Raw genomic sequence first — 15,247 nt, 5'->3', positions numbered from 1 at the left:
ATCAAAGTCCCAAACCCGCGCGACGTTTCAAAAGGATCCACAGGAAGACCGGCGCGCCAAGGACGGCGGTGACGATCCCGATGGGCAGCTCTGCGGGGGCGATGATCACCCGCGCGATCATGTCGGCGGCCAATAGAAGCGTGGCCCCCAGAAGGGCGGCATTGGGCAGCAGCGGATGGTGATCCGGTCCGGTGGCCAGACGCAGCAGGTGCGGTACCACGATGCCGATGAAGCCGATCCCGCCCGAGACTGCAACGGCGGCGCCGGTGGCTCCGGCGACGGCCATGATCGCGATGTTCTTCACCCGTTGCACAGGGATGCCGATGTGACCGGCGGCGGCCTCTCCCAGCGCCAGCCCGTTGAGACCGCGCGCAAGAAAGGGCGCCGCACACAGGGCCAGTGCGATCACCGGCAGGGCGGCGAGAACCTTGGTCCAGGTGGCGCCCGCAAGCGACCCCATGCCCCAGAAGGTCAGATCACGCAGTTGGTTGTCATCGGCCATGTAGACAAGAATGCCCGACAGCGCCCCGGCCAGCGCGCCAAGGGCGATTCCGGCCAGCAGCATGGTCGCAACCGAGGTCTGCCCGCCGCGCGTGGCGGTGCGATAAAGGATCAGCGTCGATCCCCAGCCGCCAAAGAAGGCCGCGACCGGCACCAGACCGTTGCCCAATGTGTCGCGCAAGGCGGCTGGCAGCAGGCTGCCCAGCACGATGGCGGTGATCGCGGCAAGGCCCGCTCCGGCGCTGACGCCGACGATACCGGGGTCGGCCAGCGGATTGCGGAAGAGCCCCTGCATCACCGCGCCGGAGACCGCCAGCGCCGCCCCCACGAGGATGCCAAGGCACAGCCGTGGCAGGCGGATGTCGAACAGGATGATCCGGTCCAGTTGTGACAATTCACGTCCTGCCATCAGATCTCCAAGGGCGGACCAGACCGACGTGCCCGCTGCGCCAAAGGTCAGAGAGCTCACCGAAGTGACCAGCAGCAGAGCCGCGAGCGCCAGCGTCAGCCGCCGGGCCTGATGGCGACGGTCCACCGGCGCCCCGGTGGACCGACCCTGAGCCTGACCTCGGTTCCGGGTTGTCGCCTCTGCTGCCAGGCTCATTCCGCGTGATCCTCGTAGAAGGCTTCTGACAGGGTCCGGATCGTGTCAGCGGTGCGCGGGCCAAATCCCAGCAAGGACTGCCCGTCCATGCGCACCAGCCGTCCGTTCTGTGCCGCTGGTGTGGGGATCAGCGCAGGCAGGCTGGCCAGCTGCTCCATCGCCACGCCGTGGTCGCCGCCCCGGTCCATTGCCAGAATCACATCCGGGGCGGTGGCGGAAACCGCTTCATCCGTCATCGGTTTGTAGCCCTCGAAGGCGTCGATGGCGTTGATGCCGCCCGACAGGCGGATGATGCCATCGGCGGCGGTGTTGCGACCTCCGGCCATGATCCGCCCGCCTTGCGTGGACAGCACGAACAGCACCCGCACCGGCGCATCGCCTGCGCGCGCCTGCGCCTCTGCATGGGCGGCCTCCAGGTCGGGGGCAATGTCACCCAGCAGGGCCTTGGCCTTGTCCTCGGCGCCAAGGGCGGCGGCCACGGTTTCGATCTTCGCGATCACGCCAGCAGGAGAGTAGACCTCGGGCACCTCGGCATAGGCGATATCGGCCTGTTTCAGCACATCCAGCGTTTCCACCGGACCGGCCCCGGCGCTGGCGATGATCAGATCGGGCGATACCGACAGGACACCTTCCGGCGATAGGGCACGGGCATAACCGATATTGGGCAGCGCCTCGGCCTCTGCCGGGTAGCTGGAGGTGCTGTCGCGGGCCACCAGACGATGGCCTTCACCCAGAGCATAGACGATCTCGGTGACCGATCCGCCGACGCTGACAACGCGTTCTGCCGGGGCGGCAAGGGCCATCTGCCCGGCAAGAGTGCCGAGCAGGAACAGGCCAGCGCCTTTGGAAAGACGGGAGAGCAGAGACATCACACGGTCTCCGGCTCGGCCCGGGTTTCAGCCTGGAGCGAGGGAAGCGCGGCAACAATTGCATCCCATGCCGGGCGGCTGTCATTGTCGTCGGTGCGGCGGCCAAAGACCTGGAACAGGATGGTGCCATCGGCATCAAAGGCCTCATAAGACACTGCATCGCCCCGCTTGGTCGGCTTGTTGACAGCCCAGACCTCAGCCACGTGATCAAGGCGCAGGTGCAGGTCGAAACCGGGGTCGAGGATGTTCTGCCAGGGCCCCATTTCGCGCAGATTCCGGACCGGGCCGCCATGGATTTCGATGCAGCCGCGGTTGCCGACAAAGATCATCACTTCGATCTCCTGCTCGCGCACGGCTTCAAGCATCGGGGTGACGGTGTCTGTCGGCAGCTTGCGGGCCAGAGGCTCCCCGGTGATGCGATAGGCACCCAGACGGTTCATCTTCAGTTTCGAGCACAGGCGCAGGAACTGGTGCGTATCGGTCATCTTGGCCCATTCGGCGCGCAGGACATCGACCTTGTCCGGGTCTGATTTGGCACCCTCGGGCGGGGTACGGGGCGCGACTTCCAGCGTGTCGGATTGTTCCGGCAGCGCCAGATCGGCGACGATCCGGTCCCAGGCCGCTAGGTCGGAGGCTTCGCGCAAGTGGATCTTGTGCACCGCGTCTCCAGCGGCATCAAAGAACTGCAGCGAGCGGGCGGTGCCGTTTTTGCCTTCACGTTCCACCGCAAAGGCAGTGACGAAATGGCGCGGGAACAGGCGCAGGTCGATTTCCTCGGTCAGCACCAGAGAGGCGTGAACGCCACCCTGATAGTGGCTGTAACGCCCGACCTTTTCGATCACGCAGGAATCGTTTCGGGTCAGCGCCATGACCTCGCCCAACTCTTCCAGCCGGGGAAAGACGACATCGGGGTTTGCTTCAATGCGGGTCACACCCGCGCCACTGAAGGCGGCGACAAGCTGCGCCTCGGTGATGTTGAACTTGTCAGCAAAATCGCGGTCGCGCAGCTGCGCATGGTCAGCACGTTCGGCGCGGATCTGCTCTGCGGAGACAGGAGTCGGAGTGGTCATGTCGGGCCCTTTCGGAGGCGGTCTGCATATCGTTTGGAAAGGGCTGGCTGTGGCTGCCGGTCGGGGCAGATCACGCTGGCGGCTGAGGGATCAGCGGGTCGGAATTTATGTTGACTGTTTTTATCATCTTTACTAACAGGCTCAAGCGGAATTTTGAATTTCGCCAAAGATCAATCCTGAAATACCGTGCCAGCCCCCACGCAAGCCTTCGGTTCGAATACGAATAGATGCGAAGGAAAATGTGATGGGCAAACAGCGTATACCTATGCGGCTGTTGGGGACGGTGTCAGTGCTGGGGCTGACAATGAACGCGGGCGCGCAGGCGCAGGATCTGCCGCTGGATCTGCAGGGCGAGGGGTTTCTCGGCACTGTTGAACTGGGGCAGGGCAAGCGCGAGGTGCAGACCGCAACCGCGACGCCGCAGACGGTAATCACGCAGGAAGAGCTGGATGACCGGCAGGCCGGATCCGTGGCCGAGCTGATCGATTCGGTGCCTGGTGTGACGCTGGTGAACGGCAGCCGCCCGCAGGGCTCGGGCCTGAATATCCGCGGCTTTGGCGCCACCAGCAGCTATGGCACCGATCAGAAGGTGCAGATCATGATCGACGGCGCCTCCACCGGGTCAGAGGAGCTTTACCGGATCGGCACGCAGCTGTTCACCGATCCCGAGCTTTACAAACGCGTGTCGGTGATCCGGGGCACCATCGGCAGTTTCGAATACGGTTCGGGCATTATCGGCGGCGTGGTGCAGCTTGATACAAAGGATGCGGCGGATTTCACCGGCGGTGAGATCGGTCTACGCTTCCGCCAGACCATCGGTGCCTCGAGCAATGCAAAGGGGTTCGTGACGTCCTCCATTCTGGCCTGGCAGCCCACCGAACGGTTGGAGGTCCTGTTCAATTACACCCTGCGCGATGTCGATGCCTATAAGGACGGAAACGGGCAGGTCGTGCCCAATACCGAGAGCCGCATGCCCTCGTATCTGGGTAAGGTGAAATACAGCTTTGGCGACAATAACGATCATTCGATCACCGCCTCCTACAACTATTCCGAAACGGATGAAAAAGACGTCCCCTACGATACTTTCGGCACCACCGGCGGCTCCTTTGGCAACGTCGACCGCAAGGTCAGCAACGAGGTCGCCGGGCTGCGCTATCGCTGGAACCCGGTTGGCAATGACCTGATCGATCTGGACGTTAACCTGACCCGCTCGACCCAGCATATCGATACCGCCTATGTGCCCGGTTCAAGCCCGCTGGAGGGCACCTCTTCGGGGCCAGGCGTCATTGCCCTGGCCGATGCGGATCAGGATTACGAGATCACCAAGCTGACCGCGAAGAACAGCATGTATTTCGTGACCGGCATGGCGACACACGATCTGCGACTTGGGGTTGAGGTGATGCAGCGCGAGCGCCTGAACGCGCCTTCGGCCCCCGGCGGCACCGACCGGCGTCTGGCCTTGTTCGCGGTGGATGACATCGGTATCGGCGATCACTGGACCATTACCCCGGCCATGCGGTTTGAAACCCAGGATATCGAGGCCCACGACGGATCCTCGTCCTATGATAACTCCGCACTGATGGGCGGGCTTTCGGCGCGCTATGAATTCGCTTCTGGCTGGGCGCTCTTTGGCAGCGGTGCCTATACCGAGAACCTGCCGATCATCGATGATCTTGGCACGCCGCGCTACATGACCCAGCCGGAGCGGTCCCATACCTTTGAATTGGGCGCCTCCTATACCTCAAGCGGCGTGTTCACGGCGGGCGATGCCCTGCAGGCCAAGGTGAACCTGTTCAAGGGCAAGCTTTGGGACATCACGTCCTACGTGGACAGCAATTTCAACCCGATCCGCGAAGTGAACAGCGAAGGCATCGAGATCGAAGCCACCTATAGTATGGACAACGGTTTTTACGCCGATTTCAACGCGGCGGTTGGCGAATACACCGCGGTTTCGGCGGGCGGGGCCAGCGGCGTCTGGCGCAACACTCCGGCCGACAGCGCCCGCCTGACCCTGGGCAAGCGGATCGGCGAGGCCTGGGATCTGAGCTGGGAACTGGTCGGCAGCAAATCCTTCACCGATTACAACGGCGATCTGATCAAGGGCTATGGCGTCAGCAACCTGCGTGCCACCTACCGGGTGCAGACCGGCGCGCTGAGCGGCGCCGAGGTGCGGCTTGGCGTCGAAAACGCCTTTGATAGGGTCTATACGCCCGCGCTGGCGACTCGCACCGCACCGGGGCGCAACATCAAGCTGACCCTGGCGAAAACCTTCTGACCCAACGGACATTGAAGAGGTTCCAAATGGTATGCGTAAACAGGAAATGGGTGGCCCCGGCAGCGGTTTTGCTGGCGGGGTTGGGTGGCGCGGCACGGGCCGCAGACCCGGCCGTGTCGATCGAGCTGAGCGCGGCAGAGCAGATCGGCGAGGCTTGCCTGCTGTCCTTTGTGGCGCAGAACGATCATGCGCAGGATATCGGTCAGGCGGTTTATGAAACCGTTCTGTTCGACGCAAAAGGACAGGTGGCGCGGCTGACATTGCTGGATTTCCAGGACCTGCCTGCGGGGCGGATGCGGGTGCGCCAGTTCCAGTTTCCCTATGCCTGCGACGGCATCAGTCGGGTGCTGATCAACGGAGCCACCACCTGCACCGGCGGGGCTGCTCTGCCAGAGGCCGCCTGCAGTAGGGGCATCACGCTCAGCAGCCGCACCGATCAGGAGTTGCTGGGATGATGTGGCTTCACGATGCGCTGCTTGGCGTTCTGGATCTGGGCGGGCCGGTGGTTCTTCTGCTGCTCTGCGTGTCGGTGCTGACAGCGGCGCTGGTGCTCTACAAAATCTGGCAATACCGCACTGCGCGGGTGGGCCGCCACGCCCATCTGTCCGCCGCTGTCACCGCCTGGGACCATGGCGATCGCGACGGCGCCCTGCGGCAGCTGGAAAGCAGCCGATCCTATCTCGCGCCGGTGTTCCGCCTCGCGCTGGCCGCCGGTCCCGGAACTGCGGCGGATGCGGCCCTGTCCGACCGCGCCGATGCCGAGGCCGAGGATTGCTTTGCCCGGCTCGAACGGGGGCTTGGGGCGCTTGATATGGTGTCGCAACTGGCGCCGCTGATGGGGCTTTTCGGCACCGTGATCGGCATGATCGAAGCCTTTCAGAAACTGCAGACCGCAGGCTCTTCGGTGGATCCGGCGCTGCTGGCCGGTGGTATCTGGGTGGCGCTTCTGACCACGGCGGCGGGGCTTGCCGTGGCGATGCCGACCTCGCTGGTGCTGAGCTGGCTGACGGCGCGGATGCAGCGTGAACGGGTCTTTGCCAACCGTGCCCTGCGGGTGCTGTTCTGCCCCGCCGAACAGGCTGAGGCTTCTCATGGCGGTTAAGCTGCAGGGACAACGGCGTAGACGGATGTCGATGACCTCGCTCATCGATGTGATCTTTCTGCTGCTGCTGTTCTTCATGCTGACCTCGACCTTCTCCAAATACGGCGAGGTGGAGCTGATGGCGGCCGGGCAGGGTGCCAAGACTCAGGACCGGCAGAAGCTGTTTGTGACCCTTGGCGCCGAACGTCTGATGCTGAACGGGCAACAGGCGGATCTGGCCCGCATTGCTGATCTGGTGCGGCTGCAACCGCAGGACGGCGGCGGCCATCTGGTGCTGATCAGCCCCGATGACACGGCCAGCGCGCAGCGGCTGGTGGATCTTCTGACCGCCCTGCGGCAGGTCGAGGGACTGCAGACGGTGGTGCTGGGCTGATGCGGATCTCGCGGCATATCCAGAGCGAGCGCGAGCCGACCATCGCGCTGATCAATATCGTCTTTCTGATGCTGGTCTTCTTCATGATCGCAGGCACCCTGGCGCCGCCGCTGGACCGCGATGTGACGCTGATCAAGACTGCCGATCTGGAGGGCAGCGCGCCGCCGGATACATTGGTGATCCACGCCGACGGGCGGCTTAGCTATCGGGGCGCTCCGGTAGCAGATGCGGCATCATTTGTTGCTGAGCTGCCCGAGGAACAGCGCGCTGCGCTGCGGGTGGTGCCGGACCGGGATCTACCGGCGAAGAAACTGGTGTCCATCGGCAATGATCTGCGGGCGGCAGGCGCCAAGCGCGTTATCCTGATGTCGGAACGGGCGCTGCAATGAGCCGGGTGCCCCAGTCCCGCCTCGCCGCGCTTCTGGCGCTGACCATGGCCGCTGTGGCCCATGCTGGTGCGGTGGTGTTCACCGATACCGCACCGGTGGAGCAGGCGGGCGGTGAAACCGCGCTGGCTGCCGAAGGCAGCGCCTTTGCCAATCTCGCCGTGGGGGTGGAGGCACCGCAGCCCGCCGCAGTGATGCCGGAGCAGCCCCGCGCCGCGCAACAGACGCCCGAGGCGGCCCAGCCGGTGGAGACGCCACAGGTGCAGCGACAGGCGCAATTCCCCATGTTAGAGCCTGTTTTTGTCCCTGTTGTCACCGCCGCGCAGACACCGGGCATCGAGGTCACGCCGCCGCAGGTCCATAGCGATCCCATACCGCTCAAGGCTGTAACACCGACACCGCCGACGACTGCTCTGCCGCCCACCCAGCCAGCGGTGCAGCAGGCGGCAAAACCTATGGAAGCTGTTGAACAGGAACCGGTTGAACAGGCTGAGGCACCACAGCCTCCTACGGAGCAGGCGCCTCCGGTCGAACAGTCGCTGAAGCCAAGGTCCCGCCCGCTGCGCCCTCCGCAGGTGGCAAAGGCAGAGCCGGTGCGCACCCCTACTGAGCCGACAACGCCAAGCGCGCAACCGCGCGGCAACAGCAACGCCAACGCAACCCGCGGGGTGGCAGAGGGCGCTGCGAAACAGCCGGGCGGGCAATCGCGCCAGACGGGCGGCAAGGCCCGACAGCAGGGCCATGCGGCGACGAGCAACTATCCCGGTCTGATCCTGCGCCGGATCGAGCGGGCCAAGCGCCGCGCCAATGTCCGGGGCGAGGCGGTCGTCGCCTTCCGGATCGCGCCCAGTGGCGGGTTGGCGCAGGTCGCGATTGCCCGCAGTTCTGGCTCCGCGCGGCTTGATGATATCGCGCTGGCACAAGTACGCCGGGCGGCGCCCTTTCCCCCGCCGCCTGCCGGTGCGCGCACCAGTTTTACCGTGCGGATCAAGGGCAAGTGACAAAGGGGCGCGGGGGGATTTGATCAAAACACCCCGGCGCCGATTGCTGCGTCCGGAGGGCTGGGCTACACAGGCGCAACAGCGACAAGAACAGGAGCCGCCATGACCCCGCTTTCAGGCCTCAAAGTGGTTGAACTCGCCCGTATTCTGGCTGGCCCCTGGATTGGCCAGTCTTTGGCGGATCTGGGCGCCGAGGTGATCAAGGTCGAAAGCGAGGCAGGCGATGATACCCGCCACTGGGGCCCTCCGTTCATCGAGCGGGATGAGGACAAGACGGCGGCCTATTACTATGCGGCCAACCGCGGCAAGGATTGTGTCACCGCAGATTTCCGCACCGAGGAAGGTCGCCAGACAGTCATCGATCTGATCAAGGACGCCGACATCCTGATCGAGAATTTCAAGGTTGGCGGTCTCAAGAAATACGGTCTGGATTACGACAGCCTGAAACAGGTGAACCCGCGGCTGATCTATTGCTCGGTCACCGGTTTCGGGCAGGACGGCCCCTATGCCTCCCGCGCGGGCTATGACTTCCTGCTTCAAGGCATGTCGGGGCTGATGTCGATCACCGGAGACCCGGACGGCCAGCCGCAGAAGGTGGGCGTTGCCATCACCGATATCGTGACCGGGCTTTACGGCACCATCGGCATTCTTGCAGCGGTCGAGCAGCGCCACACCACGGGGCGGGGGCAGCATCTGGATATGTCGCTGCTCGATTGTGCCACGGCGATGCTGGCCAATCAGGCGATGAACTATCTTGCCACCGGCACCAGCCCGACGCGGCTGGGCAATGATCACCCGAATATTGCGCCTTATCAGGTGATGGCGGTGAAGGATGGCCATATCATTTTGGCGGTGGGCAACGACGGCCAGTTCCAGCGGCTGTGTGATGCGCTGGGCCTGCCGGATCTGAAGGTCGATCCGCGGTTCCTGACCAATCAGCTGCGGGTGGCGAACCGTCAGGAGCTGACCGCGCTGCTGGAAGCGGCCCTGATGCAATGGAGCCAATCTGATCTTCTGGCGGCGCTGGAGGCGGCGACGGTTCCCGCCGGGCCGATCAACACCATCGGGCAGGCCTTTGACGATCCGCAGATTCAGCATCGTGGTATGCAGATCGCGCCTGAAGGGGTGCCAGGCGTCCGGGGGCCTTGGAAATTCTCGGATGCCGAATTGGCGCTGGAAAAATCCGCGCCAAAGCTTGCCAAATAAGGACGCGCGAAGGCAGGGTGGCGCCAAACTTTTTTAAGATTGGATGCCCCCTATGCCCGTGCCCTTTACCCTGATTGAAAACACTTGGATTCCGATGGCTGACGGGCGTCGTCTGGCGGCGCGGATCTGGCTGCCCGAAGGGGAGGGGCCGTTCCCGGCGATCCTGGAATACCTGCCCTATCGCAAACGCGATGGCACCGCGCCGCGGGATGAGACCACCCATACCGTTTTTGCCGGAGAAGGCTACGCCTGCATCCGCGTCGATATCTCGGGCAGCGGCGACAGCGAGGGGCTGTTCGACGATGAATATTCCGAACAGGAGCTGAGCGACGGCGAGGCGGTCCTCGCCTGGATTGCGGCGCAACCCTGGAGCAGCGGCAAGGTCGGGATGATCGGTATCTCCTGGGGCGGCTTCAACGGCTTGCAACTGGCCTATCGCCGCCCACCCGAATTGCAGGCAGTGGTCTCGGTCGCGTCCACCGCAGACCGCTATGCCGATGACATCCACTACATGGGGGGATGCCTGCTCAGCGACAATGCCAATTGGGGCAGCCAGATGTTCGCCTATATGACGCGGCCCCTGGATCCCGAGCTGCGCCCCGACTGGCGCGATGCCTGGCTGGAGCGGATCGAAAACCTGCCTTTCATGTCCGCCGACTGGCTGCGCCACTCCGCCCGCGATGATTTTTGGAAACACGGCTCGGTCTGCGAGGACTGGTCAGCGATCACCGCCCCGGTTCTGGCGATCACTGGCTGGGCCGATGCCTATCTCAATACGCCAGCAATGCTGGCGGCGAACCTGACCGCACCCACCAAGGCGCTGATGGGTCCGTGGGAGCATCGCTATGCGCATATCTCGAAACTCGATCCGGCGGATTTCCACGGCGAAGTATTGCGCTGGTTCGATCAGTGGCTGAAGGGCGAGGAAACGGGCGCCGAGGCGCTGCCCGACTACCGTGTCTACATGCAGGAGCATTTCGGCCCCACCAAGGAAAACAAGCCCCGCAAGGGCCGCTGGGTGGCCGAGCAGAACTGGCCCTCGCCCAATGTCACCGAACGGGTGGTTTATCTTTCGACAGGCAGTCTGACAGACACTGCAGGCAGCGGGGAGTGCAGGATTTCAAACCCTGCAACCGTCGGTCAGGCGGGGGGCTATTTCTGTCCGGGCATGCGGTTCGACAATGAACTCCCCGGCGATCAGGCGGAGGATGATGCGCTGTCGGCCTGTTTCGACACCGCGCCGCTGGAAGATGAGATGCAGATCCTTGGCCGCCCTCGTGTCCGCATCGCCTTTACCGTTGATCGCCCGGTGGCGCAGATCGTCGGACGCCTGTGCGATGTGGCGCCGGATGGATCCTCGCAGCGGATCAGCTATCGCCCTTTCAACCTGACACATCTGAACGGTCATGACGCGCCAGAGCCGCTGGTGCCGGGGCAACGCTACGAGGTAGAGTTCCCCTTGAACGAATGCGCCCATGCGCTGCGCCCGGGGCACAAGCTGCGGCTGGCGCTCTCGACCTCCTACTGGCCCATCGTCTGGCCCGCGCCCGAGGCGGCAGAGATCATGCTGGACCTGAAAGACTGCGCCCTGATCCTGCCAGAGCGAAAGGTGAGCGAGGAAATCCCGCCCGAGGCCCCCGGTCCCGCGCAGCCCTATCCGACCCTGGGCGGCAGGCAGCTGCGCGCGCCTTCGGGCACGTCAGAGACCAAGGTGCTTCCGGATGGTACGCTGGTGCTGGATACCTTTGACGACTACGGCGAGGCGGTGAACCCCCATAACGAAATGCAGGTCGGCAGCCATGTCACGATGCACTACGCGATCCACCCCGATGATCCGGCCACGGCCACCTTCAAATCCGACTGGCGCTTTACCTTTGCGCGCGGCGACTGGCAGGTGGCGATCGACACGGAAAACAGGATGACCTGCGATGCGCAGAATTTCTACCTCTGGCGGCGCATCCACGCCTATGAGGGCGGTGCATCAGAGCCGGTTCTGGTCAAGGAATGGTCCGAGACCGTACCGCGCGGCTGCCTCTAGCGGCAGCCTCAGAAGTCGAGGCCGAGGTCCAGAGTCGGCGCCGAATGGGTCAGCGCGCCGGAGGAGATGTAATCAACTCCGGTGGCGGCGACCTCGGCGATGCGCTCCAGCTTCATTTTGCCGGATGCCTCGGTCACCAGATGGCCGCGCGTCATCTTGACGGCCTCTGCCAGCGTCGGCGTGTCCATGTTGTCGAGCAGGACAACATCCGCGCCGCCGGTCTTCAGCACCTCTTCGAGCTGGGACAGCGTGTCGACCTCGATCTCCACCTTCATCATGTGGCTGACGCTGGCCTTGGCGGCCTCCAGCACCGCCGGGATGCCTCCGGCGGCAGCGATGTGGTTGTCCTTGATCAGGATCGCATCCGACAGGCCAAAGCGGTGGTTGTAACCGCCGCCGTGCAAAACCGCCTGCTTTTCCGCGATGCGCAGACCCGGCGTGGTCTTGCGGGTACAGGTTATGCGGGTGTCCGTTCCAGTTGTTTCGCGCACGAAACAATGGGTCAGTGTTGCGATCCCAGTTAGCCGTCCCGCGAAATTCAGCGCCACCCGTTCCCCCGACAGGATCGAGGCAGCCGAGCCTTCGATGGTCATCAGCGTGTCGCCCGGCTTGCAGGCACTGCCATCGGGCAAGAGGGTTTCCACCTTCAGACCGGCATCCACCAGATGAAAGGCGATGCGGGCGATCTGCATGCCGGACACGATGCCTGTTTCGCGAGCGTTCAACCGGGCGGAATAGGTCACATCCGCCGGGATCACCGCGCGGGTGGTGATATCGCCGTTCTGGCCCAGATCCTCGTGCAGGGCGGCGCGCACCATCGGTTCCAGGATCAGGTCGGGCAGGGTGGCGAAGGCGGTACTCATGTGGGCTCCTTTGCGCTCTCGCCTGCGATCCGGTCGCGCAGGGCAAGGGCCTCGATCAGGTTGATATGGGTGCGATGGGCCTGTGCGGGATCGGCCTCGGGGAAATCATCGCGGTAATGCCCGCCTCGGCTTTCGCGGCGCATCAGGGCGGCGGCGGCGATCAGGGTGGCGGTGGCGCACATGTTGACGAAGGGTTCATCCTTCGCGTTCTCGGCCTCCAGCCGGGCAATAGTGGTAAGCGCGGTTTTGAGGCCGTCCTCGGTGCGGCGTACGCCGACATTGGCGGTCATGGTCTCGCGCAGGGTCTGCACGGCGCTGGGATCTGTTTCGTGACCATCCGGGGCAAAGCTGATCGCGACCTCCGACAGATCGCCCTTTTGCTCCAGATCCTTCATATCGGCCGCAGCGGTGCGGGCATAGACCAGTGCCTCCAGCAGCCCGTTGGAGGCCAGACGATTGGCACCGTGCAACCCGGTCGAGGAAGCCTCGCCGCAGACCCACAAATGGCCAAGGCTGGCACGCCCCTGCATGTCCGTGTCCACCCCGCCCATGTGGTAGTGGGCGGCGACGGCCACGGGGATCGGCTGGGTCACAGGGTCGATCCCGGCGCGGGCGCAGGTTTCGGCGACGGTGGGAAAGCGGGTTGCAACCTCGGCGCCAAGGGCCTGCCGGGTGTCCAGCACCGGGCGGCGTCCGGCTTGGGTTTCGGCAAAGATCGCGCGGGCCACGATGTCGCGCGGGGCCAGTTCCGCGTCCGGGTGGACCGCCTGCATGAAGCGTTCGCCCTTGTTGTTCATGAGCACTGCGCCATCGCCGCGCAGGGCCTCGGTCGCCAAGGGCGCCGGGTCTTCACCGATATCAAAGGCGGTGGGGTGGAATTGCACGAATTCAGGGTCGGCGATACGCACGCCCGCGCGGGCGGCAAGACCGATGACCTGACCGCGGATGCGGGGCGGGTTGGTGGTATGGGCATAAAGCCCGCCCGAGCCGCCACCGGCCAGAAGAACGCCGGGGCAGGTGATCAGCACGGGATCCGACGGCGCATCGGCCTGCGAGATCCAGACGCCGGTGACGGTATCGCCGTCTACCTCTAGTCGGACGGCCTGGGTGTTTTCCAGCACTTGCACCGAAGGGGCGGCGCGCACGGCGGCGATCAGGGTTTCCATGATCTGCGCGCCAGCCCGGTCACCCTTCACCCGCACCACGCGGGCGGCGGAATGGGCGGCTTCGCGGCTCATCACGTAGTTGCCCGCCGCGTCGCGGTCAAAGGGCGTGCCAAGATCGGTGAGGTCCAGAATATGTTCGCGGGCAACGCGGGTAACCATGGCGGCCACCTTTGGATCGACAGTGCCTGCGCCAGCGGTCCGGGTATCGGCAGCATGGGCTTCGGGGCTGTCGCTTTGATCCATGGCGGCGGCGACACCGCCCTGCGCCCAGGCAGAACTCGCGCCCTGGCCAAGCGTTTCAGGAGAGATCATCAGCACTGGCCGCGGCGCCAGTTCCAGCGCCGCGTAAAGCGCGCCCAGACCGGCGCCGACGATGACGATGCGGCCGGTGTCAATGCGCCCGGTGCTGGCCTCTGTCACCGGTCAGATGCCCAGTTTCTGGCTGAGATCGATCATCCGCTGCACTGCAAGCCGCGCCTTGTCCGCGACCTGAGGGTCAACCTCGACCGGTTCGGACATGGTGTGCAGCGACCACAGGATTTTCTCCAGCGTGATCATCTTCATGTAGGGGCACATGTTGCAGGGGCCGACGAAATCCACCTCGGGCAGCTCATCCGCGATGTTCGAGGCCATCGAACATTCGGTGATCAACATCGCCTTTTCCGGCTTTTCATCGGTAACGTATTTGATGATGCCGCTGGTGGAGCCGGAGAAATCCGCCTCGGCCACCACATCGGGGGGGCATTCGGGGTGGGCGATCAGCCGGGTGCCGGGGTTCCATTCGCGGAATTCGCGCAGGTCCTTGGCGGTGTATTGCTCGTGCACGATGCAGGAGCCGTCCCACCAGACGATATTCTTCTGCGGCACCTGGTTGGCCACGTTCTGCGCCAGGTATTTGTCCGGCGTCATGATGACGGTGTCGCTGTCCATCGCGGCGACGATCTGCGCTGCATTCGACGAGGTGCAGCAGATGTCGGAGGCGGCTTTCACCTCGGCGGTGGTGTTCACATAGGTCACCACAGGCGCGCCGGGATACTTGCGGCGCATCTCTTCCACGCCCGCGGCGGTGATGCTTTCGGCCAGCGAACAGCCTGCCGCCATATCGGGCATCAGCACGGTTTTCTCAGGAGAAAGGATCTTGGAGGTCTCGGCCATGAAATGCACGCCGCATTGCACGATCACATCCGCCTCGACGCGGGCGGCTTCGATGGCCAGCTGCAGGCTGTCGCCGACGAAATCCGCAACGCCGTGATAGATCTCCGGCGTCATGTAGTTGTGGGCCAAAATGACCGCGCCGCGTTCTTTCTTCAGCGTGTTGATCGCCGCGACATAGGGCGCATAGCGCGCCCAGTCGACCGGGTTCACCACGCGGTCCATGGTCTGGTACAGATCTGACATCTGTTCGGCCAGATCGGGGTTGGGCGCCAGATCATAGGTGCTGGCGAGTTGATCGCGCATGGTTTGCAGATCGAACATGGCATTTCCTCGAAAACGCGCCCTTGCGGAACTGTGGCGGGCACTTTGGGTCGGTCTTCTTTCACGTTCACATGCCGCGCGCAAGTAATGGTGCGAAAAGGCCGCAGGCTGGTCGCTGCTGCGCCGGGGCTGCTGTTGGGGGGGCCGGGAGGCCAAGAATCTCTTGCTCCGCGGGTTTGTAAACCCGGCGATAGAAGATCTGTTCCCCGGATCAAGCGCGGGCGTTGGGCATCTTTCTGTCCGGCGATGCGCAGTCACTCATCGATATAGTGGACAAATTGTCCTTTTTCAGGGGCGGCTGCATTTTTTTCTGTTTC

General features: G+C 64.1%; 14 protein-coding genes. 8 read left to right on the top strand and 6 right to left on the bottom strand.

Features of this window, described 5'->3' with window-relative positions; translation table 11 throughout:
- Position 1: 1 nt before the first annotated feature.
- From AC5SSZ_RS20320 to AC5SSZ_RS20310, 3 genes are read right to left on the bottom strand one after another with little or no spacing between them, the layout of a single operon-like run.
- Complete coding sequence (locus AC5SSZ_RS20320; protein ID WP_495439767.1) at positions 2 to 1,105, bottom strand: FecCD family ABC transporter permease; 1,104 nt, start codon at positions 1,103 to 1,105, stop codon at positions 2 to 4.
- The gene (locus AC5SSZ_RS20315) at positions 1,102 to 1,974 is read right to left on the bottom strand and encodes a heme/hemin ABC transporter substrate-binding protein (protein ID WP_495439766.1); all 873 of its coding nucleotides are present in this window, start codon (positions 1,972 to 1,974) and stop codon (positions 1,102 to 1,104) included. The genes AC5SSZ_RS20320 and AC5SSZ_RS20315 overlap by 4 nt, the downstream gene beginning before the upstream one ends.
- Complete coding sequence (locus tag AC5SSZ_RS20310) at positions 1,974 to 3,044, bottom strand: hemin-degrading factor (protein ID WP_495439764.1); 1,071 nt, start codon at positions 3,042 to 3,044, stop codon at positions 1,974 to 1,976. The genes AC5SSZ_RS20315 and AC5SSZ_RS20310 overlap by 1 nt, the downstream gene beginning before the upstream one ends.
- Before the next feature lie 244 nt (positions 3,045 to 3,288).
- Between AC5SSZ_RS20310 and AC5SSZ_RS20305 the strand changes: the two genes are divergently transcribed.
- The 8 genes from AC5SSZ_RS20305 to AC5SSZ_RS20270 all read left to right on the top strand — a co-directional run bounded on the left by AC5SSZ_RS20305 (position 3,289) and on the right by AC5SSZ_RS20270 (position 11,425).
- Complete coding sequence (locus AC5SSZ_RS20305; protein WP_495439763.1) at positions 3,289 to 5,319, top strand: TonB-dependent receptor domain-containing protein; 2,031 nt, start codon at positions 3,289 to 3,291, stop codon at positions 5,317 to 5,319.
- 26 nt (positions 5,320 to 5,345) lie between these two features.
- The gene (locus AC5SSZ_RS20300) at positions 5,346 to 5,774 is read left to right on the top strand and encodes a hypothetical protein (protein ID WP_495439762.1); all 429 of its coding nucleotides are present in this window, start codon (positions 5,346 to 5,348) and stop codon (positions 5,772 to 5,774) included.
- Complete coding sequence (locus AC5SSZ_RS20295) at positions 5,771 to 6,421, top strand: MotA/TolQ/ExbB proton channel family protein (RefSeq protein ID WP_369001246.1); 651 nt, start codon at positions 5,771 to 5,773, stop codon at positions 6,419 to 6,421. The genes AC5SSZ_RS20300 and AC5SSZ_RS20295 overlap by 4 nt, the downstream gene beginning before the upstream one ends.
- A complete protein-coding gene (locus AC5SSZ_RS20290) occupies positions 6,411 to 6,794 on the top strand; it encodes an ExbD/TolR family protein (protein WP_495439759.1) in 384 nt (127 codons plus the stop codon). The genes AC5SSZ_RS20295 and AC5SSZ_RS20290 overlap by 11 nt, the downstream gene beginning before the upstream one ends.
- Positions 6,794 to 7,183, top strand: coding sequence for an ExbD/TolR family protein (locus AC5SSZ_RS20285; protein WP_495439757.1), 390 nt, complete (start codon positions 6,794 to 6,796; stop codon positions 7,181 to 7,183). The genes AC5SSZ_RS20290 and AC5SSZ_RS20285 overlap by 1 nt, the downstream gene beginning before the upstream one ends.
- Positions 7,180 to 8,181, top strand: coding sequence for an energy transducer TonB (locus AC5SSZ_RS20280; protein WP_495439756.1), 1,002 nt, complete (start codon positions 7,180 to 7,182; stop codon positions 8,179 to 8,181). The genes AC5SSZ_RS20285 and AC5SSZ_RS20280 overlap by 4 nt, the downstream gene beginning before the upstream one ends.
- A gap of 102 nt (positions 8,182 to 8,283) precedes the next feature.
- Positions 8,284 to 9,387, top strand: coding sequence for a CaiB/BaiF CoA transferase family protein (locus AC5SSZ_RS20275; protein ID WP_274839624.1), 1,104 nt, complete (start codon positions 8,284 to 8,286; stop codon positions 9,385 to 9,387).
- 52 nt (positions 9,388 to 9,439) lie between these two features.
- On the top strand, positions 9,440 to 11,425 hold the full coding sequence (locus AC5SSZ_RS20270) for a CocE/NonD family hydrolase (RefSeq protein WP_495439753.1): 1,986 nt from the start codon (positions 9,440 to 9,442) through the stop codon (positions 11,423 to 11,425).
- A gap of 8 nt (positions 11,426 to 11,433) precedes the next feature.
- Here AC5SSZ_RS20270 and nadC read toward each other — a convergent pair whose 3' ends face one another.
- From nadC to nadA, 3 genes are read right to left on the bottom strand one after another with little or no spacing between them, the layout of a single operon-like run.
- A complete protein-coding gene (gene nadC, locus AC5SSZ_RS20265; RefSeq protein WP_495439751.1) occupies positions 11,434 to 12,288 on the bottom strand; it encodes a carboxylating nicotinate-nucleotide diphosphorylase in 855 nt (284 codons plus the stop codon).
- Entirely contained in the window at positions 12,285 to 13,874 is a 1,590-nt protein-coding gene (locus AC5SSZ_RS20260; RefSeq protein WP_495439749.1) for an L-aspartate oxidase, read from the bottom strand. The genes nadC and AC5SSZ_RS20260 overlap by 4 nt, the downstream gene beginning before the upstream one ends.
- 3 nt (positions 13,875 to 13,877) lie before the next feature.
- On the bottom strand, positions 13,878 to 14,930 hold the full coding sequence (nadA, locus tag AC5SSZ_RS20255) for a quinolinate synthase NadA (protein WP_274831584.1): 1,053 nt from the start codon (positions 14,928 to 14,930) through the stop codon (positions 13,878 to 13,880).
- Between the last annotated feature and the right edge of the window lie 317 nt (positions 14,931 to 15,247).

The sequence above is a fragment of the Phaeobacter sp. CC-HEC084 genome (assembly GCF_059429255.1).
The sequence above is the reverse complement of the archived record's forward strand: the minus strand, read 5'-3'. Positions and strand labels throughout refer to the sequence as shown.

Bases quoted from the DNA above. Each gene is read 5' to 3' on its own strand.
- AC5SSZ_RS20320 (WP_495439767.1), bottom strand. From the start codon at position 1,105: ATGAGCCTGGCAGCAGAGGCGACAACCCGGAACCGAGGTCAGGCTCAG.
- AC5SSZ_RS20315 (WP_495439766.1), bottom strand. From the start codon at position 1,974: ATGTCTCTGCTCTCCCGTCTTTCCAAAGGCGCTGGCCTGTTCCTGCTC.
- AC5SSZ_RS20310 (WP_495439764.1), bottom strand. From the start codon at position 3,044: ATGACCACTCCGACTCCTGTCTCCGCAGAGCAGATCCGCGCCGAACGT.
- AC5SSZ_RS20305 (WP_495439763.1), top strand. From the start codon at position 3,289: ATGGGCAAACAGCGTATACCTATGCGGCTGTTGGGGACGGTGTCAGTG.
- AC5SSZ_RS20300 (WP_495439762.1), top strand. From the start codon at position 5,346: ATGGTATGCGTAAACAGGAAATGGGTGGCCCCGGCAGCGGTTTTGCTG.
- AC5SSZ_RS20295 (WP_369001246.1), top strand. From the start codon at position 5,771: ATGATGTGGCTTCACGATGCGCTGCTTGGCGTTCTGGATCTGGGCGGG.
- AC5SSZ_RS20290 (WP_495439759.1), top strand. From the start codon at position 6,411: ATGGCGGTTAAGCTGCAGGGACAACGGCGTAGACGGATGTCGATGACC.
- AC5SSZ_RS20285 (WP_495439757.1), top strand. From the start codon at position 6,794: ATGCGGATCTCGCGGCATATCCAGAGCGAGCGCGAGCCGACCATCGCG.
- AC5SSZ_RS20280 (WP_495439756.1), top strand. From the start codon at position 7,180: ATGAGCCGGGTGCCCCAGTCCCGCCTCGCCGCGCTTCTGGCGCTGACC.
- AC5SSZ_RS20275 (WP_274839624.1), top strand. From the start codon at position 8,284: ATGACCCCGCTTTCAGGCCTCAAAGTGGTTGAACTCGCCCGTATTCTG.
- AC5SSZ_RS20270 (WP_495439753.1), top strand. From the start codon at position 9,440: ATGCCCGTGCCCTTTACCCTGATTGAAAACACTTGGATTCCGATGGCT.
- nadC (WP_495439751.1), bottom strand. From the start codon at position 12,288: ATGAGTACCGCCTTCGCCACCCTGCCCGACCTGATCCTGGAACCGATG.
- nadA (WP_274831584.1), bottom strand. From the start codon at position 14,930: ATGTTCGATCTGCAAACCATGCGCGATCAACTCGCCAGCACCTATGAT.